Raw genomic sequence first — 19,033 nt, 5'->3', positions numbered from 1 at the left:
TATGACTTTCAACTCATTATTTTTCCTTCGCAGTATTCTCAAACACCCCCTCTTCCGCTATACCCTTCTGGCGTATCTGAGTATCGTCTTTCTTGTAGCTTGGGGGATTTATCAACGGGAATATCAACTTAAATTAGCACAGATCGATGCCCAGCTGTTGGAAGCGATTTATGCGACGGATAGCACGTTTGGACGCAGTAACGTAGACAAATACACTAAAGACATCCCTCCCTCTCCACAACAATTTCAACAAATGATTCGTGATGCCAACACGTTGGCAGGGCAACTTCAGGCCTCTTATATTTATATCGTTGTCAAAGACAAGGACGGAGGATATTACTTTACCATTTCCAATGAGCACGATGACGATCGTGCAAAGGGACTAGGAGTCAAATTTTGGGAACGTTATGACGAACCTGCCCCTGAACTTATCCAGGCATTTCAAACCAACACGTTAGCATTTAGTCCTATATACACTGACAAATGGGGGACATTTCACTCGGTTTTCGTACCGATGGTCTCCCCTCAGGGAAAAACCTATGTTGTGGGAGCCGATATCGCGGTCGAATACATCCGAACACTCCTGCTGAATGTCTTATTCCTGACCCTCGGCATCGCACTGCTCTTTCTTCTTGTACTGATCCCTACGATCGTCTTGCTTCAACGCTACAACAAAACAAAAGAGCGCGAAGCACTCAATCATCACAACATGCTCATACAGCAAAAGCTTCAGCAACAACTCAATCATCAAATTGCATTTGAACAAGCGCTTATCGATACTATCCCCTATCCTCTTTTTTACAAAGGGAGCGATTGCCGCTTTATCGGCGTTAATAAAGCGTATGAAGAGACATTCGGAATATCTCGAGACTACCTCATCGGCAAGCAGGTCTTGGATTTAGAGTATCTTCCGATGGAAGATCGGATTGAATATCAAGCCGAAGATGAACGGATCATTCAAACCATCGGAACCTCCCACAAAGAGATGATCATCCCTTTTAGCGACGGCAAAAATCATCAGACCCTGTATTGGGTTCGAGGATTTGCAGACCCGGACGGAGCACCGGCAGGATTGATCGGTGCAATCGTCGATATCTCTGAACTCATCGAGGCAAGGGAAGCGGCCCATGCCGCGATGCGGGTAAAAAGCGAATTTTTAGCCAACATGAGCCATGAAATCCGAACGCCTATGAATGCCATCATCGGTATGACCGAATTGGCACTTAAAGGCAACCTGCCTGAAAAAGAGCGGCGGTTTATTACCAAAGCTTCCGAAGCTTCCCATCTGCTGCTTGATATCATCAACGATATTCTCGATTTTTCCAAAATTGAAGCCGGAAAACTGCACATCGAATCGATCCCTTTTAATCTAGAGGAACTTGTTGTTTCGGTTATCGATATGATCGGGATGCGGGCACAGCAAAAAGGGATCGAGCTTTTAGTCAATTTAGAAAATGATTTTGAAAAAAGTTACAGAGGCGATCCTTTACGCATCAAACAAGTTCTCCTGAATCTCGTCTCCAATGCGGTTAAATTTACCGCACAGGGAGAAGTGGTCATTAAAATACGCTCACTCTTGACTGAGACTACAGCCCCTACGCTTCGATTTGAAGTCAAAGATACGGGAATCGGAATTTCACCGGAAGAGCAGACGTTGCTCTTTAGGGCATTCACCCAAGCCGATATGTCCACAACCCGTAAATTCGGCGGTACAGGACTCGGATTGGCAATCGCCAAACAACTCGTTACCTTGATGGGAGGAACCATCGGTTTCGAAAGTCAGCACAATGCAGGGAGTACCTTTTGGTTTGAAATTCAACTTCCGAGCGAGCACTTTGAAAATACCGAAGCGCATACTCCGAGCATTCCCCGTCTGAACGTTTTAGTCGTCGATGACAACGAAACCGCACGGGAAATTTTTCATGAGATGCTTTCACGCTTCGGAATCGAGAGCGCCATCTGCCAAAACGCGGATGAAGCGTTACAGTTACTGGACGGAGGGTTCAGTGCCGACATTGCAATATTGGATTGGAAAATGGAAGGGATCGACGGAGTCGAGCTCTATCATCGTATCAACGAACGCTATTCGCGTCAAATCACTTCGATCATTATGGTCACAGCTTATGAAAAAGAAGAGCTCGTGGCAGAATTCGGAATCGATCTGCCTGAGAAAATACTCATCAAACCGATCACTCCCTCTCATCTGTTCGATACCCTCATCGAAATTTACGGACATGCCCAACTATCACCTCAGCACCCCAATCCTCAGCAATCAGAAGAATTTTCCGGCTCGCTTAACGGACTATCTGCATTGCTCGTAGAAGACAACGAAAGCAATCAAGAGGTTGCGTATGAAATTTTGACACAGGCGCATATCATCGTTTCCATCGTCTCCAACGGGCAAGAGGCGCTCGATTGGCTTGCTCACCATCCGACTCCGGATGTTGTCTTGATGGACTGCCAAATGCCGGTAATGGACGGATACGAAGCGACTCGGCGCATTCGCAGCAATTCCTCACTCCCTCATATACCGATTATCGCGATGACAGCCAATGTTTTGGATGGAGATGAAGAGAGCTGCCGTCAAGCCGGTATGGACGGTTACATCACCAAGCCCATTGATTCAACAAAATTGTTTCAGGAAATTGCACACCATTGCCACATCGCCCTTATAGAGAAATCACAGACTGCTGAATCTGCGCTAAACGTCTATCCTATCGATGGAATAGAGAGTGAAATCGCCATTAAACGCATCGGCGGCAATACACAACTCTACCATCGGCTATTAAAAAAATTCTATGCTGAAAACAAAGATTTCCGTGAACGCTACTTCTCTTCGGAACGTAATTCGCCCGATACGCAAAAACGGCTTTGTCATACCCTTAAAAGTGTTGCCGCTATGCTCGGTATGACCTATTTGACCCAACTTTCCCGTGAAGCGGAACTATCGGATCATCCCATTAACCGAGACAATGATGTGCTTGAAAATATCGACAATGAGATACAACGTCTCGGTTCGCTTATCCATACCATACCCGAGGAACAATCCGTAGCCGAATCCATTGTGATTTCCGACTCCATATTGGACACACTGCTTCAAAAACTGCGAAATGCTGACGCAACGGCCTATGATGATGCCGCTATTTTGCACAATGCATCGGATGCGGAATTAAGAGACGCATATGAGTTTATTCAACGCTTCGAATTTGACAAGGCGGCCCGTCTAATCGAACACATACTCCACAAGGAAACCACATGATCCCCTATACTCCCGAAACGATCCTCATCGTTGATGATTCTCCCGAAAATTTAATGGTTTTAAGCGAAATTCTCAAACCTTTTTACAAAGTCAAAGTAGCGACAGGAGGGACAAAAGCGCTCAATCTCATCGCGTCCGGAGATATCCCGGATCTGATTCTTTTGGACATCATGATGCCGGATATCAGCGGATACGATGTCTGCAAAAAACTCAAAAATGACCCCATGACGCGCAACATCCCGATCATCTTCGTCACAACACTGAGTGATTATACAAATGAGGAAGAAGGGCTACATCTCGGAGCGGTAGACTACATCACCAAACCGGTCAACTCTTCCATCGTACTAGCCCGTGTCAATACCCACATTACGCTTTTGAGAAATCAGCATAACCTCGAACAAAAACTTCAAGAGCGGACCGAAGAGATCGTCCTTACACGCATGGAAGTCATTCGCCAGCTCGGACGTGCGGCAGAGTTCAAAGACAACGAAACCGGAACCCATATCTTGCGAATGAGTGCCTATGCAAAACTGATCGCTCAAAAAATTGGACTCGACAACGCCCGCACCGAACTCATCTATCTCTCAGCGCCGATGCATGATATCGGCAAAATCGGAACTCCGGATGCCGTTTTGCAAAAGCCGGGATCTCTAACGCCCGAAGAGTGGGAAGTGATACGCAAACATCCGAATCAAGGAGCCGATATTATCGGGAATCACCATTCCTTGCTGCTTCAAACGGCCCGGATTGTTTCGCTGACCCATCATGAACGATTTGACGGAACCGGATATCCAAACGGAATCAAAGGATATGATATTCCGCTCGCAGGCCGGATCGTCGCCATAGCCGATGTGTTCGATGCGCTCACGTCGCGACGGCCGTATAAAGAAGCTTGGAGTATTGAGCGGGCGGTTGAATACCTGCAGGATCAAAAAGGGAAACATTTTGACAGTGAGCTAGTAGATATATTCTTGCAACATATGGATGATATCAAAGCCATCATGACGCAGTTTAAAGATTAGTGTTACAGCGATGCCAAAACATCCTGCTTAGGGACAAATACCTGCTCAAATATCTCTTTTGCCGTTTTCCAGCGGTTCTCTTTGGAATTGAGCATAATGATCAAACAATCCCTGTCCTCTTTCTTGGCTCGGGCGATCAAGCACGGCCCCGCTTTTGAGGTATACCCCGTTTTCACTCCCACAGCATATTCATACTGGTTAAGAAGCTGATTGTGGGTATGGGCGACAAATTTCCGACCGCTGTTGAGCGAGTAATATGTATGCTGATTTAGGCGGGTAATGTCATTAAATACAGGATTTTTGATAGCGTATTCCGCCAAAGTAAGAAGATCTTGAGGTGTAGAGTGATGATTCCCGATGTCAAATCCGCACGGGTTTGTAAAAACGGTATTCACCATGCCGATACTTGCGGCTTTGGCATTCATCATCTCTTTGAAATATTCGACCGAGCCTCCGACCGCTATTGCAATGGCCATTGCCGCATCGTTATCTGATTTAATCAGTGCCGCTTTGATCAAATCGTCCAATGCGAAGACTTCTCCCTCTTTGTACCCTGCTTTGGTAGGCTCAACTTGTAGCATCTCTTTCGTAATAACGACAGAGCGGTTTAAATCTCCCTGTTCTATCGCCAATATGGCCGTCATGATTTTGGTCAGACTTGCCGGCTGAACTTCACGCAGCGCCTCTTTGGAATAGAGTATCTCATTGCTCGTAAGATTTTTGACCAGCAGTGCTTCGACATTTAATTTATCCAGTTTTTCAGCATCGATATCGGCATATAAAGCGGTGACAGAGAGAAGAAAAAAGAAAAATAATGATTTGAACATTCCGTCCCTTTGTTATGATGGGCAATTATGGCTAAAAACGGTAAATAAACCCGAACAATAATGGAGGAAATCTTATGTCAGATAGAGAGGGTGTGAACAACTGAAACGTATTGGAAAGAAGATAACCCCCGCCTAAGCGGGGAGAGAGACAAAAACATTAGCGTTGGCTACGACAGCTCGCAGCAGCTAAAAAGGCTTATTTCAATCCTGCAACATAATCCGCAAGAGATTTCATATCACTCTCCGACAACGTAGCCGTTTGCCCTTTCATGATAGCACCCATCCCTTTGGTATTGCGGGTTCCGGCTTTGTAGCCTTTGAGGGCATCAAGCACTTTATCCGATTTCCATCCGGCAATCACTTCTGATTTACCCAAAGCCGCTTTTTCCGCTTTAGCACCGTGACACGCCGCACATTTTTGAAACAAAGCACCGCCCTCAGCGGCGCTCAACATAGCTGTAAGTCCAAGAATCGCAATTAACGTTTTCATTTTTTATCCTTTTAGTAACCCGTTCGCCCTGAGCCAGTCGAAGGGTAAAATTTTGTAAGTTCATGGTTCGACATGCTCACCACGAACGAGACGATATTTAATTATCCGCAAGAAGGGACATTTCCGCTATCAGAACCGTATTGTTTGGCAAAATCGCCGACATCTTGAATTTTGTCTTTCATATCCGGATTGGTTAAAATCGGTGCCGCCGCAGGGAATTTGTCACCGTACTCTTTAATAAATCCTTTTGCATTATCCGCAAACAAATCTTCCCACTCCGAAACCGTATGTTCCGCGGCAAATTTGACCCCGTTCATCCCGAATTTCGCTTTGAACACTTTAAGATAGACTTTTTGGCCAGATGCAGCGTCCGCTTGTGCCATAGTGGCAGTGAGTGCCGCAGCAGCAAGCAACAAAAGAAACTTTTTCATAATCAACTCCTTGTTTAGGGATTCTCTTTCGAGATTCCCTTTTGATGAGAGCAGTATAAAAAGTTATTGTGAAGGGATTGTGGAGTGTATTAAAAATTTTGGAGACGATCGATCAATCCGGAAATTTCTTTCTCTTGTTCATACAGAGCGAAGCTTTTACGGACATAAGCCTGAAGAAGGAGTTTGATATCATTGTTTCCGTAAAATTCAAAATCCTGTTTCATCTGCTCGCTCAAAAAACGGGCAAAATCTTCCTCTACATCAATGTCATAACGTTTGGCATTAAGAGTGAGGGTTATTTTGGTCTTCATCCAAGCAAGCTTTCGATTTTTGAAACGATTGCTTCGATTTCCGCATCTTTGGCGGCGAGTTCATCACCGTACATTTTGATCTCTTCATCTTTAGAAGCAAGGGCACCGTGCAGACGTTGAATCTCAGCATCTTTACTTTGTTCATTACTGCGGCTCAACGTACTTTCGCTTCGAAGTGTTTCGAGCTCGGCCTGAAGCGCAGTTTGTTTTTCAATCAAATCCGTAACAAGTGTGGCCAATTTTTCCAATGGTGTAGGATTAAATAACATGATTAACCTTGGGGTATAGAGTCTTGTTATAATTCTAACACAGTTTAGCTCAGGATGCAGGCATAGCCCATAAAATGTGGGCTATAATCTGCCCGTGAATATCTGAAAAGAAGCATCCATGTTTACGCGTAAAAGGAGTTCTTATGTTACTGGCGGATCTCATCGGAACGTTACAATTGGCCATCGGTCCGGTCATTCTTATTTCCGGAATCGGCTTAATCATTTTGAGCCTCACTAACCGCTTCGGACGCATCGTCGACAGGACGCGTCAACTCTCCGTTGAGTACCGCAGCTCTTCAGGTACAGATCTTGAGCGCATATTATCGGAACTGAAAATCCTCTCTTTGAGAGCAAAAATCATTAGAAATAGCAACTTTCTGGCCGTCCTGAGTGTTTTACTCGTTTCATTTATCATCATCGCTCTGTTTGGATCGGCACTGTATCATTTTAATATGACGTATCTCCTCATAACCTTGTTCATCGCGAGTATCATCAGCTTGATCCTCTCGCTCTTTTTGTTCATATACGACCTTGATCTCTCCCTGAAGGCACTTTGGATTGAGCTTCCGGAAACCATAGCCCTCAAAGAGTCTATCAATTGTAAACCATAATGACAACAGGTTTTCCGCTATAATTCGGCTACTATAAACTAAACTATTTCAGGGTCATTCATTGCCGGTTTTTAAAGTCCATACTCCCTACCAACCTGCCGGTGATCAGCCCATTGCCATCGACGCGCTTAGCAGCGGTATCAAAAACGGTGAACGCTATGTCGCCCTCGAAGGGGTTACGGGCAGCGGTAAAACCTACACGATGGCGAAGGTGATCGAAAGCGTTCAGCTGCCGACCATCATCATGACCCATAATAAGACATTGGCGGCACAGCTCTACAGCGAATTCCGCTCGTTTTTCCCCGAAAATCATGTCGAGTATTTCATCAGCTACTACGACTATTATCAGCCCGAAGCCTATATCCCCCGCCAGGATTTATTTATCGAAAAAGACAGTTCCATCAACGATGAACTGGAACGGCTGCGCCTCTCGGCTACCGCCAATCTTCTTAGCTATGACGACGTCATTGTCGTCGCTTCCGTCTCCGCCAACTATGGGCTTGGGGATCCTGAAGAGTACGAGAAGATGGTGCAGGTCGTAAGTATCGGCGATGAGATCAGCCAGAAGAAACTCCTATTACGCCTCGTCGAGATGGGATATGCCCGCAATGATAGCTATTTTGACGGAGGTCACTTTCGGGTCAACGGCGAAGTGGTCGATATCTATCCCCCCTACTGGCAGGATCAGGCACTGCGAATCGAATTTTTCGGGGATGAAGTGGAACGTCTTGCTCTGTTCGAACCGCTGAAGAATTCTGTGGTTGAGAGCATTCAAACTATCACTATCTACGCTACAAGCCAGTTTGCCGTCGGGCAAGAGAAACTCTCCCGCGCCATCAAACGGATCGAAGACGAGCTGGGAGAACGGTTGGCTGAACTCGACAAGCAGGGGAAAATCGTCGAAGCTCAGCGTCTCAAACAGCGATGCGAGTTTGATCTTGAAATGCTGCAAGCGACGGGGATGTGTAAGGGGATCGAAAACTACTCCCGCCATCTGACCGACAAAAAACCGGGTGAAGCCCCCTATACGCTCCTCGATTATTTTGCCCTCCATCACGACAAATATCTCATTATCGTCGATGAGAGCCATGTCAGTCTCCCTCAGTTTCGGGGAATGTTTGCCGGAGACCGAAGCCGGAAAGAGGTACTCGTCGAATACGGGTTCCGACTTCCGAGCGCATTGGACAACCGTCCGTTGATGATCGATGAGTTTATGAACAAAGCACCCCACTATATGTTCGTCTCGGCGACCCCTTCCGCACAGGAACTCGATGTCAGCACCACCCTCGCCCATCAGATCATCCGACCGACCGGACTGCTCGATCCGATCATCACCATCAAGCCCTCTGAAAATCAGGTGGAAGATCTGCATGACGAGATCAAAAAAACGGTTGCTCTCGGCGATCGTGTCCTTGTCACGGTACTCACCAAAAAAATGGCCGAAGCCCTCACCAAATACCTCGCCGATCTGGGGATCAAAGTGCAGTATATGCATTCCGAGATCGATGCGATAGAACGCAACCAGATCATTCGGGGGCTTCGTGTCGGAGACTTTGACGTCCTTATCGGAATCAACCTTTTACGAGAAGGGCTTGATCTTCCCGAAGTAAGCCTTGTCGCGATTTTGGATGCCGATAAAGAGGGATTCTTACGCTCTGAAACCGCTCTGATCCAAACCATCGGCCGTGCGGCTCGGAATGAACACGGACACGTCATTTTATACGCCCAAAAGATTACGGGATCGATGGAACGTGCAATCGGTACCACGACCAAACGGCGTGCTATACAAGAAGCCTATAATACGGAACACGGGATCACGCCGACAACAACCAAACGCTCTCTCGATGAAAATCTCAAACTCGAAGATGTAGGCGATCTCTACAACCGCTCTAAAAAGGCGAAAACACTTCCTGCTGCGGAACGGAAAAAACTGATCGAAGAGTTGAATCTCAAAATGAGAGAAGCGGCTAAGAAATTGGAGTTTGAAGAGGCGGCACGGCTGCGAGATGAAATAGCAAAAATTCGTAAGTTATAACTCTCTGTACTTTTCTGTTTAGCCAGAAAAGTACCAAAAGAGCATACCATAATCCAAAAACGCACGCTCCTCTCGGCACTGCTGCCTTCGGAGCTACTCTATGTATTGGATTATGGGAATCAATTAAAAAAAAGGAATGATTTTATTATGGATGATATGTTAAAAAACCTCGCAACGTATGGATATCTCGTTGTATTCCTATATTCTCTAGGCGGAGGAATGGTTGCCTTGATCGGTGCGGGTGTACTCAGTTTTATGGGAAAAATGGATTTATCCCTTTCGATAGCAATCGCTTTTGCCGCTAACTTTATCGGAGACTCCCTCATGTTTTACATGTCCCGCTATCACAAAAAAGAGATGATGGAACATTTCCGAAAACACCGCCGAAAACTGGCCTTTTCGCACTTGCTTCTCAAACGGCGCGGTTCATGGATTATTGTCATCAAGAAATTTATCTACGGGCTTAAAACACTTGTTCCTCTCGCTATCGGTTTGACGAAATACGATTTTTGGAAATTCAGCGCCTATAATGCTCTCGGTGCGGCAATCTGGGCTGTTGTCGTCGGAGGAGGAAGCTATCTTTTCGGGGGAGCGTTAATCGAGGGATACAATGTGATTGCGGATAAACCGTATTTGGCACCGGTAATGCTCATTGTTATTGGCGGAAGCGTATGGTTCTATCTCTCTGCAGCTACTAAAAAATAAAGGGAAAAAAAGGTGGATGGGGAAGAGGGATTCGAACCCCCGAATGACTGGACCAAAACCAGTTGCCTTACCGCTTGGCGATACCCCAATGTGAGAGTGGGATTTTAAAAAAAATCCCCTTAAAAAAGATTAAAATGAGCGTGCCCATTTTAGTCTGTACTATTCGTTAGAATACTAATTTTTCATCCGTTTTCGGAGTCTCTTCCTGAGTTGCATCCGGAGCGGCAGAGGTATCAGTGAAATTTTCACTGCCGTTTTGATCCGTTGGAGCTTGATACACTCCCGCAGGGAGATCAAAAGAACGTTTGGTATCAGGATAGATTCGCAATAAATCTTCGTAGTAATAACGGAAAACAGGGGCTGCTGCACGTCCGCCGGTTTCACTGCGGCGCATCGGCGTATTATCATCATGTCCAAACCATACTACCGTCTCAACAGTAGGGGAATACCCCGCAAACCATGCATCAACGTTTTTGTTGGTAGTTCCGGTTTTACCCGCTATCTCTATCCCTCCGACACGTGCTCCCGTCCCCGTACCGCGAGTAACGACGTCTTTTAGAATCGAAGTCATCAGATAAATCTGCTGAGGAGTATCAACCTGACGGCTCTTATTTTCATACCGAAGGGTTTGTCCGGTCGGAGTAATAACCTCACGTATCAATATCGGGTTCGTCAAAGTCCCTCCGCTGGCAAACATCGTGTAGTATTTTGCCAGATCGATCGGAGAGATGGAAATTGTCCCCAATGCAATAGAAAGGTCAGGCGGTAAATTTTCGCTAATGCCTAAACGTCTCAAACCTTCAATAACTTTTGAGAATCCCATATCACTGACCATATTGATCGTCGCCAAGTTACGGGAATGGGTTAATGCATCACGAATCGTAACCATCCCTTTGTATTCATTCTTATAGTTTTTTGGCTGCCATGTTTTTTCTTCACCGTCGTCGCCTGCATACGTATAGGTGCGGGCAATATCCGGAACCATTGATGCCGGAGACATACCGCTGTCCAATGCAACCTGATAAAGGAATGGTTTGAATGCCGAACCCGGTTGGCGCTTTGCCTGAGTTACACGGTTATAAGGACTTAAAGAGTAATCATACCCTCCGACCATCGCTAAAATTTCCCCGCTGCGCGGATCGAGACTGATAAGAGCCCCATTCAGTTGACGCTGCATATTCTCATCCAAATCGCCCGCATCCTGTGCCCGTTTTATGATCTCATTGCGTCCGGATTGGAGAGCCTTGTAACCCGCTTCCTGAAGCCGCATGTCGATGGTGGTATAAATTTTATATCCGCCGCTGCGGATATCCGGAAATGCATCACCGAGCTGACGCATAACCTCATCGATGATGTAAGGGCCGGAATTTTTGCTCAACGTATCGTTATAGACTTTCGGACGCTCTTGAGTCGCTTTTTCATACGTCGGCTGATCGATCCAGCCTAACTCGTACATTCGCCCGACAACACGGTTTGCCCGCCCCAGACAAAGTTCATAGTTTTTGGTCGGAGAATAAAAATTCGGTGCTTTCGGCAAACCTACAAGCATCGCCATCTCTTTGAGGCTCAGTTCTTTCAGCGGTTTTCGGAAATACCCGTCTGCAGCTGTTTTGATACCGTAGTATCCGTGCCCCAAATAAATTTCATTAAAATAACGCTCCAGAATCTGTTCTTTCGTCAATTCCTGCTCAATACGGATCGAATACAAAACCTCTTTAAACTTACGGGAGAATTTTTTCTCACGGGTTAATAACGTATTTTTAACGAGCTGCTGAGTGATGGTACTGGCCCCCTCAACCAAATGCCCTGAGGTTACGTCTTTGATGATCGCCCGCATAATGGCATCGGGATTGACACCGTTATGTTCAAAGAAAGTGGTGTCTTCAATAGCCAACAAAGCTTCCGTCAGCATAGGAGGGATATTTTGGTATGAAACATAATAACGATGTTCATCGCTAAAGAGGTTTGCGATCTTATTCCCGTTTCGATCGTATACTTCGGTCGTTAAGCGGGGTTGATAGTTGATGAGGCGTTTCGTTTCGTATTCAAAAGAGTAGATGATGTACCCTAAAAAAACGACTGGAACCAGTACAATAATTCCAAGCCCGATCAATATATATTTTTTCATTCTCTTCCTTAGCGGCAGTTCTTCTATCAATGTCTGAATCCTCTGGTTTTAAACTCGGCGTCGATTAACGCTTGGGTATAACGCTCTTTTGGAGAACGGGTCACCTCTTCGATCACCCCCTGCTCGATCATGCGCCCTTCGCGAATCACACAAATATCTTCGCATAATGCCGACGCCACACCCATGTCGTGAGTGACAAACAGCATCTTGAATCCCATTTTATCTTGTAATGTTTTTAACAACGTAATCATAACCTCTTTTGAGGCGGGATCGAGTGCGGTTGTCGGCTCATCCAGCAGCAGCAGTTTCGGGTAGGAGCCCAAAGCTATCGCGACAACGACTCGCTGCAACTGCCCCCCTGAGAGTTCAGGCGGAAATCGATCCAGCAATACCACATCCAGACCCAAAAGGGAAAAGAGTTCTAAACTGCGCTCTTTTGGGAGGAACATTTGATCTTTGATTCGAGTCAACGGCGATAATGCCGTGAACGGATTTTGAGGAACAAGAGCCACTGATTTGCCCAATCTCCACTCAAAATCACATCGTTTTTCCAGAAGAATGTTCAAGCTCGTATCCGACATCCCCAAAAGAGCCTTTAACGTAAGCGATTTACCGCTCCCGCTTTGCCCGACTAATGCCAATGAACGCCGAATTTCAAACGACAGATCCACCAAAACGGTATCATTATGGGTGATTTTGAGCCGATCAATCGCAATGATATTCATCGCGCTATTTTACCCAAATCTGCGTTAATCTCTCACACGCCCGGCGTAAAAGAGCCGCATCGATATCGAGTCTCGCAATGAGGCGAAGTATCGCTTTTTTGACCGTCGGCTGACGGATTGCACCGACGTGCATCCCCAGCTCATTTTTTATCTGCTCCTGCAACCGCATCACCTCGTGATTATCCCCGATTTCAATCGGGACGATCAGACCGGCACATTCGATACCGAGCGTTTCTAAAATAATGTTTTGACGAAGCACGATTTGCTCCTGCAATATTTGAGTATGGCTTTGGATATAGTCCAGCGAGTGATGTGCCAACGCCGTATCATAAAGCGAGGGTGCAGTTGCATAGATGACATTTTTGGCACGGTTGATCAGATACTCACTAATATGCTTGGATGAGAGAACATACGCACCGAAACTTCCGTACGCTTTGCCTAATGTCCCCATTTTGATCATTAACGGGGTCGGGGCGATACCGTAATGATCGAGTATCCCCATCAAATGTTCCCCGATTACCCCGCTGCTGTGCGCTTCATCCAAAATCAAAATCGTTTCATGCTCTATGGCAAGTTCGATAATCTCACGCGGTACAAGATCGCCCCCCATAGAGTAGATCCCCTCAACGGCAACGATCGTCCGCTTGCCGTGGGCACGTTTCAATGCCTCTTTAAACGATCCGGAATCATTGTGGGTAAAAAAGATCACTTCCCCCTCACACATACGTGCCCCTGCCACACCGCTGGCATGATATTCTTCGTCCATCAGCAAAACATCGCCTTTGCGAACGAGGGCTTCGATAAGGCCGATATTGGCATTAAAGCCGCTCCCCATCACGATCCCCGCTTCAAACCCGTTGGCCGCACATAAAGCCTCTTCAAAAAGACGATGAATCGGATGATAGCCGTTGACCAGCATGGAGGCTTTCGGAGCATGATCGTTGTACTGAGAAAGGGTTGCGCAGGCTTTTAGATGGAGTTCTTTATGATGGGCCAATCCCAGATAGTCGTTGGACGCCGCATCGATCAATGTTTCATCCCTTACACTCCGTCCGCGGAAACGGCCGGCACGTTTGAGTGCTTTCAGTTCGTTTTCATAAGGGTTTTTCATCATAAAAACGGCTTTAATACTTCGACACAAAGCCCCATGGCTGTACTCTCGAACCCACGCACTTCACGGATATACGGCTTACAGAATCCCTCCACCATACAGGCTCCCGCTTTGCCCCGCCAATCTCCGCTTTGTATATACTGCTCTATCGACTCAGGGTCAAACACATTAAAAAAATAATGGGTAGAAGAGATATCGATCAATTCGAGACGGGGAGTTTTATAGATCATGCAGGTGATAATGGCGACATCCGAACCGCTTTGCATCTGCAGGATTTGACGGGCATCGTCTTCATCTTTGGCCTTGCGCAAGATCTTTCCGTGAGCCGTAACCACCGTATCGGCAACAAGCAACGGATAATCACTGCACCCGAACTTTTCCAGATTGACTTTGTATTTTCCGAGTGTTGCCTGATAGACAAAATTCTTTGGTGTAGGCGCTACGATAGAGTCTTCATCGAAATCGACCGACTCTTGCAGATAGGAGATACCCGCAGCGTTTAAGAGTTCCGCGCGGGTGATGGAAGCAGAAGCGAGACGCAGCATGTATTTAATGGACGTTTCTTAGGACGACACCAATAAATATAGCGATTACGCCCAGAGCAATATTGACCGGTACCATGTATTTGGCAATCAAACCGAGCATATTTTTAGCCTCGTCCAGATTGCCTTCACGCAATGCAATTTCAGCCTTACGACGACGAAACATCATCGCACCGAGATTAATCGACATGATGAGCCAGATCGCTTCTTTGATATGGACGGTATTGTAGACGCTCATCATGTATTCGTTAATCACATTTCCGGAAGCATCCATCGCCGCTGCACGAAATTGAAATCCTACCGCCATCACGACAGCCGTAATGATCAAAACGATCACAAACGGCCATACAATCGTAAAGAGACGTTTCAAAACATGAGCGGATCGTTCCAATCGGAGTTTCGGATCAGGGATAAGTGCCAACGACTGATGCACTGCAAAACGGACGGCGATCATTCCGCCGACCCAGATAACCGCACTGATGATGTGGAGAAAAATGATTAGATTGCGATGGTGTGCAAACGTTTCGATTAAAAATTCTTTCATAAATAGTTTCCTTTTAAACGCATAACGGAGCAAAGCCCCGCTACGCTACGCTAGCCGCTTTGGCACTGAAGCTTGCCTCGTTCGAGGCAGAATTTAATTAAGTTCCTTGGTCACGTACGCCAATGCCGCTTCTTTGGCATCGCCGATTTTTGTGACATCTTTTCCGCCCGCTTGCGCGAAATCAGGACGACCGCCTCCGCCTCCGCCGAGGATAGGTGCGATTGCTTTGATCCAATCTCCCGCTTTGAGCGTCGTGTTCTTCGCTCCGGCAGCCAAAAGAACTTTATCGTCTTTCACTTGGAATAAAATCACCGCAACCGAATCATGCTGATTTTTAAGCTCATCGATACGTTCTTTGATATCACCCGTTCCGAGTTCGGCAACAACGACAGCGGTATTACCCATCATAGTCACACTCAGTTCTTCTTTCGCACTCGATGCCAATGTCGCCATTTCATGCTTGAGCGTTTTGACTTGCTCTTTCAGCCGCTCGATTCCGGCCAATACATCGCGGTTTTTAACCGATGCTTCGACCTCTTCGAGAAGATGACGCTGTGATTTGAAGAGGTTGTACGCCGCATTGCCGCACACCGCTTCGATACGGCGGACACCGGCACTTACACCGCTCTCTTTTACAATGGCAAACGTTCCGATTGTTGCCGTATTATCAACGTGGATACCGCCGCAGAACTCGACCGAAGCGGTACCGAAATTGACGACACGTACCGTATCGCCGTATTTTTCACCAAACTGCGCTTTCGCACCACTTTTTTTCGCTTCGTCGATGCTCATTTCTCTCGTCATCCCTTCCAACGCGTGGAAGACATGATAATTGACCCGTTCTTCGACCAATGCGATCTCTTCATGCGACATCGCTTTTGGATGAGAAAAGTCGAAACGAAGACGGTTATGCTCGACCAATGAACCCGCTTGTGAAATATGCTCGCCCAAAATCTCATACAATGCGGAATGCAAGAGGTGCGTTGCCGAGTGATGTTTGGCAATCTCGTTACGCGAAGGATCGACGATCGCTTCGACCGTATCACCGACGCTGATCGTTTCTTTGGTCTCGATATGGGAAAGATTCAACCCGTGGAATTTTTTCGTATCGGTCACAACCGCTTTATCGCCGAGTGTACCGCTATCACCGCATTGTCCGCCGCTTTCGGCATAAAACGGAGTCTCTTCGAGAAGCACCCATCCGCTTTGACGTGCATGCAATTGATCGACCCGTTCAAAATTCTCCCCTAAAAGGGCTTGAACTTTAACCGGCGCTTTGGTGTAAGCATATCCGATAAACGTATTCACACCGAACGTTTCGAGAAGGGTTTTGAAATCCCCTTCTACATGAGCGTCCCCCGAACCTTTCCACGCCGCTTTCGCACGCTTGCGCTGTTCGGACATCAGTGTTTCAAACGTCTCCACATCGAGAGAGAGATTTTTCTCTTTTAACATATCTTCGGTCAAATCGAGAGGGAATCCGAATGTATCGTAGAGTTTAAAGGCCACCTCACCGCTGAACGTCTCTTTGGTATTTTTGAGCTCTTCGTTGAAGAGTTCGATTCCGGATGCGATCGTTTTAAAGAAGCGTTCTTCTTCGAGCATGATTTGCTCTTTTAGGACGGAAAGTTTCTCTACGATATACGGATATTGTTTCCCCATGAGTTCCGCAACACTGTCGGCTACTTCAAACATAAACGGTTTGGTAAATCCGAGCAAATACCCGTGACGAACCGCACGTCGTAAGATACGGCGAAGAACATATCCGCGCCCTTCGTTAGAGAAGTTCGTCCCCTGCGCAAGCAAGAACGTAACCGTACGAATATGATCGGCGATTACACGGTACGATGCACCGGTCGCGTACACATACGGTTTTCCGATGAGAGCTTCTACTTTTTTGATAATCGGCATAAAGAGGGAAGAATCGTAGTTGCTTAACGCCCCTTCGAGAACAGCCGTAGCCCGTTCCAATCCCATTCCCGTATCGATGGAAGGTTTCGGCAACGGTTTCAATTCGCCTTTGGTATTACGCTCATACTGCATAAATACAAGATTCCAGATTTCGAGGAAACGGTCGCCGTCTCCCCCCATGTAATCTTCCGGCCCGTTGAAATGTTCCGCACCCTGATCGATGAAGATTTCCGAACACGGTCCGCACGGTCCGGTATCTCCCATCTGCCAGAAGTTGTCTTTATCCCCAAGACGCATGATGCGATCCGCTGCGATATGTTTTTTCCAAATTTCTTCGGCTTCGTCATCGGATTCGTGAACGGTAACCCAGAGTTTTTCGACCGGAAGTTTCATAACGCAGGTGACGAATTCCCATGCATAGGCAATCGCTTCTTCTTTGAAATAATCGCCGAAACTGAAATTTCCGAGCATCTCGAAAAAGGTATGGTGACGTGCCGTATGACCGACGTTTTCAAGGTCATTATGTTTACCGCCGGCACGGATACACGTTTGCGCACTGGTCGCACGCGGATTGGCAGGGATTGGGATATCACCTGTAAAGATCGACTTGAACGGTACCATTCCCGCATTGGTGAAAAGCAAGGTTGCATCATCGGGAACGAGTGGAGAACTCGCAGCACGTTCGTGTTGTTTTGATTCAAAAAAGGCCAAAAAGGCTTCGCGGACATCCATCATGGTTTACTCACAATACTGGTAAAAATTGCGCGATTATAGCGAAGAAGGGGTTAAATAAAGAATAAGCTTTTTACTTGTAGCTGATTAATATCTATTCAGCCTTGTTTTGTCACTTTTTTGCTAAACTATATTTCATAAAAAATTAAATGAGGTTATAAAGCGTGCCAACCGTTCTGAAAATTAAAGATTACCGTTTTTTCTTTTTTTCTCGTGAAGAGGTACGTATGCATATCCACGTCATTTGTCCTGACGGCGAAGCAAAGCTTTGGCTTGAACCGACTGTCGAAATTGCAACGAGTTATAAACTTTCAAATGTTCGTTTGAAAGAGATTGAAACAATGACAATCGAAAATTTTGATTTATTTAAAAAAGCTTGGGAGGCACATTTTGGAAACTGAAATCACCAACATTTCCCCTAACGGCGTATGGATTCTAACTGATGGTAAAGAGCTATTTATGTCTTTTGAAACATTCCCGTGGTTTAAAGACGCTTCTATAGCCAAGATTGCTAATGTCGAGAGCTATTCAAACGGTCATTTATACTGGCCAGATTTAGATATCGACCTCACCGTTGATATTATCGAACATCCTGAACGGTTTCCACTGATTGCGTCGTAAATTGCAATAAATGAAAAAAATTCAAAAAATATTATTTCTAAGAATACCAACAAGCACAATTATTATGCTACTGAGAAGTCTTGCTTTAATATTAATTGTTATCATTATCGTATTTAATATACCAAAATTGGCAAGAAAACTTATCTTTGATTGGTGCGTTTGGCATACTCACTTCTGCACTTCTTGCTTCATATTCCGTTATTTTAAATATTGACACTACTATCAATATAAAAAAGCGAGAAATTTCAAATCAGGTTAGAAATACATTTTTCAATTATGCTTAATTAAAATGAGATTGATTTCACTAGAAAATGAAAAATCCAAAGAGAAAATTACTTATCTTGATCTTGATAGAATTTTTGATAGTGTAGAAGATATTTAGAAACTGTTGAACGAGTTAAAAAGTCAGGAAATTGTATCAATTTCTCATAATGATGTACTGCAGGATGTTCATTTTGTATATTTACATATTAATACTCTATATACACATCTTAGAGCAGCTCGGAAAAATATTATTAAACCTGAACCTTCTAAAAACAATACTCCAATTTATCCAAATCCTATGATTACAACTAATTTTAAACTAAATGAGCCTATCAAGAATCTTACAAATATTTTGACCTATTTAAAAGATGGCTATGATAAAGATTTTAAAAAAGATGGAAAAGGAATTGAAGCATGTGCTGATTATCAATATGGAATGACTAAAACTTCGATAGAAAATTGACAATTAAAGAGTTTATCATTCCCAATATAATT

Annotated in this window: 19 protein-coding genes and 1 tRNA gene; 8 read left to right on the top strand and 12 right to left on the bottom strand. The window is 45.5% G+C overall.

Translation table 11 applies throughout. The annotated features are described in order from the left end of the window. The first annotated feature begins 1 nt into the window (after position 1). Together PHE37_RS03840 and PHE37_RS03835 are read left to right on the top strand one after the other, a co-directional pair. Complete coding sequence (locus PHE37_RS03840) at positions 2-3,259, top strand: response regulator (RefSeq protein WP_299997278.1); 3,258 nt, start codon at positions 2-4, stop codon at positions 3,257-3,259. Beyond that, a complete protein-coding gene (locus PHE37_RS03835; RefSeq protein ID WP_300008224.1) occupies positions 3,256-4,281 on the top strand; it encodes an HD domain-containing phosphohydrolase in 1,026 nt (341 codons plus the stop codon). The genes PHE37_RS03840 and PHE37_RS03835 overlap by 4 nt, the downstream gene beginning before the upstream one ends. Before the next feature lie 2 nt (positions 4,282-4,283). Here the strand turns inward: PHE37_RS03835 and PHE37_RS03830 are convergent, their stop codons facing one another. The 5 genes from PHE37_RS03830 to PHE37_RS03810 form a co-directional block, all read right to left on the bottom strand. Continuing rightward, complete coding sequence (locus tag PHE37_RS03830) at positions 4,284-5,108, bottom strand: serine hydrolase (RefSeq protein WP_299993598.1); 825 nt, start codon at positions 5,106-5,108, stop codon at positions 4,284-4,286. A gap of 196 nt (positions 5,109-5,304) precedes the next feature. Then, positions 5,305-5,598 carry a c-type cytochrome gene (locus tag PHE37_RS03825; protein ID WP_299993599.1) on the bottom strand — a complete coding sequence of 98 codons (294 nt, stop codon included), beginning with the start codon at positions 5,596-5,598 and terminating at the stop codon, positions 5,305-5,307. 101 nt (positions 5,599-5,699) lie between these two features. Then, positions 5,700-6,029 (bottom strand): hypothetical protein, encoded by a 330-nt coding sequence (locus PHE37_RS03820; RefSeq protein ID WP_299923460.1) that lies wholly within the window; start codon positions 6,027-6,029, stop codon positions 5,700-5,702. A gap of 89 nt (positions 6,030-6,118) precedes the next feature. Continuing rightward, complete coding sequence (locus PHE37_RS03815; RefSeq protein ID WP_299993600.1) at positions 6,119-6,340, bottom strand: hypothetical protein; 222 nt, start codon at positions 6,338-6,340, stop codon at positions 6,119-6,121. Further along, entirely contained in the window at positions 6,337-6,609 is a 273-nt protein-coding gene (locus tag PHE37_RS03810) for a hypothetical protein (RefSeq protein ID WP_299993602.1), read from the bottom strand. The genes PHE37_RS03815 and PHE37_RS03810 overlap by 4 nt, the downstream gene beginning before the upstream one ends. A gap of 143 nt (positions 6,610-6,752) precedes the next feature. Between PHE37_RS03810 and PHE37_RS03805 the strand changes: the two genes are divergently transcribed. The 3 genes from PHE37_RS03805 (at position 6,753) to PHE37_RS03795 (ending at position 9,960) form a co-directional block, all read left to right on the top strand. Beyond that, a complete protein-coding gene (locus PHE37_RS03805; RefSeq protein ID WP_299993603.1) occupies positions 6,753-7,220 on the top strand; it encodes a DUF2721 domain-containing protein in 468 nt (155 codons plus the stop codon). Positions 7,221-7,281: 61 nt separating this feature from the next. Beyond that, positions 7,282-9,255 carry an excinuclease ABC subunit UvrB gene (gene uvrB, locus PHE37_RS03800; RefSeq protein ID WP_299993604.1) on the top strand — a complete coding sequence of 658 codons (1,974 nt, stop codon included), beginning with the start codon at positions 7,282-7,284 and terminating at the stop codon, positions 9,253-9,255. A gap of 147 nt (positions 9,256-9,402) precedes the next feature. Next, complete coding sequence (locus PHE37_RS03795) at positions 9,403-9,960, top strand: DedA family protein (protein ID WP_299993605.1); 558 nt, start codon at positions 9,403-9,405, stop codon at positions 9,958-9,960. Between the two features lie 13 nt (positions 9,961-9,973). Here PHE37_RS03795 and PHE37_RS03790 read toward each other — a convergent pair. From PHE37_RS03790 to alaS, 7 genes are all read right to left on the bottom strand, one after another. Then, positions 9,974-10,048 (bottom strand) — tRNA-Gln (locus PHE37_RS03790). Positions 10,049-10,126: 78 nt separating this feature from the next. After that, positions 10,127-12,088 (bottom strand): penicillin-binding protein 1A, encoded by a 1,962-nt coding sequence (locus PHE37_RS03785; RefSeq protein ID WP_299993606.1) that lies wholly within the window; start codon positions 12,086-12,088, stop codon positions 10,127-10,129. A 26-nt stretch (positions 12,089-12,114) separates the two neighbouring features. After that, positions 12,115-12,813 carry an ATP-binding cassette domain-containing protein gene (locus tag PHE37_RS03780; RefSeq protein WP_299993607.1) on the bottom strand — a complete coding sequence of 233 codons (699 nt, stop codon included), beginning with the start codon at positions 12,811-12,813 and terminating at the stop codon, positions 12,115-12,117. A 4-nt stretch (positions 12,814-12,817) separates the two neighbouring features. After that, positions 12,818-13,924: a pyridoxal phosphate-dependent aminotransferase family protein gene (locus PHE37_RS03775; protein WP_299993642.1), complete on the bottom strand. Its 1,107-nt coding sequence runs from the start codon at positions 13,922-13,924 to the stop codon at positions 12,818-12,820. Further along, complete coding sequence (gene maf / locus PHE37_RS03770) at positions 13,924-14,469, bottom strand: septum formation inhibitor Maf (protein ID WP_299993608.1); 546 nt, start codon at positions 14,467-14,469, stop codon at positions 13,924-13,926. The genes PHE37_RS03775 and maf overlap by 1 nt, the downstream gene beginning before the upstream one ends. A 4-nt stretch (positions 14,470-14,473) precedes the next feature. After that, entirely contained in the window at positions 14,474-15,010 is a 537-nt protein-coding gene (locus PHE37_RS03765; protein WP_299993609.1) for a hypothetical protein, read from the bottom strand. A 93-nt stretch (positions 15,011-15,103) separates the two neighbouring features. Then, a complete protein-coding gene (gene alaS / locus PHE37_RS03760) occupies positions 15,104-17,653 on the bottom strand; it encodes an alanine--tRNA ligase (protein ID WP_299993643.1) in 2,550 nt (849 codons plus the stop codon). 164 nt (positions 17,654-17,817) lie between these two features. Here alaS and PHE37_RS03755 point away from each other — a divergent pair, with 164 nt between their 5' ends. The 3 genes from PHE37_RS03755 (at position 17,818) to PHE37_RS03745 (ending at position 19,001) form a co-directional block, all read left to right on the top strand. Next, positions 17,818-18,054: a DUF4160 domain-containing protein gene (locus tag PHE37_RS03755; protein ID WP_299993610.1), complete on the top strand. Its 237-nt coding sequence runs from the start codon at positions 17,818-17,820 to the stop codon at positions 18,052-18,054. After that, a complete protein-coding gene (locus PHE37_RS03750; protein ID WP_366881103.1) occupies positions 18,011-18,274 on the top strand; it encodes a DUF2442 domain-containing protein in 264 nt (87 codons plus the stop codon). Before PHE37_RS03755 ends, PHE37_RS03750 begins: the two co-directional genes overlap by 44 nt. A 388-nt stretch (positions 18,275-18,662) precedes the next feature. Next, on the top strand, positions 18,663-19,001 hold the full coding sequence (locus PHE37_RS03745; protein WP_299993612.1) for a hypothetical protein: 339 nt from the start codon (positions 18,663-18,665) through the stop codon (positions 18,999-19,001). The last annotated feature ends 32 nt before the right edge of the window (positions 19,002-19,033 follow it).

Origin of the sequence: Sulfuricurvum sp., from assembly GCF_028681615.1 — a bacterium.
In the GTDB taxonomy this organism is placed as follows: Bacteria; Campylobacterota; Campylobacteria; order Campylobacterales; family Sulfurimonadaceae; genus Sulfuricurvum.
Note: the sequence above shows the minus strand (reverse complement) of the source record. Positions and strands in the feature narration are given on the sequence as shown.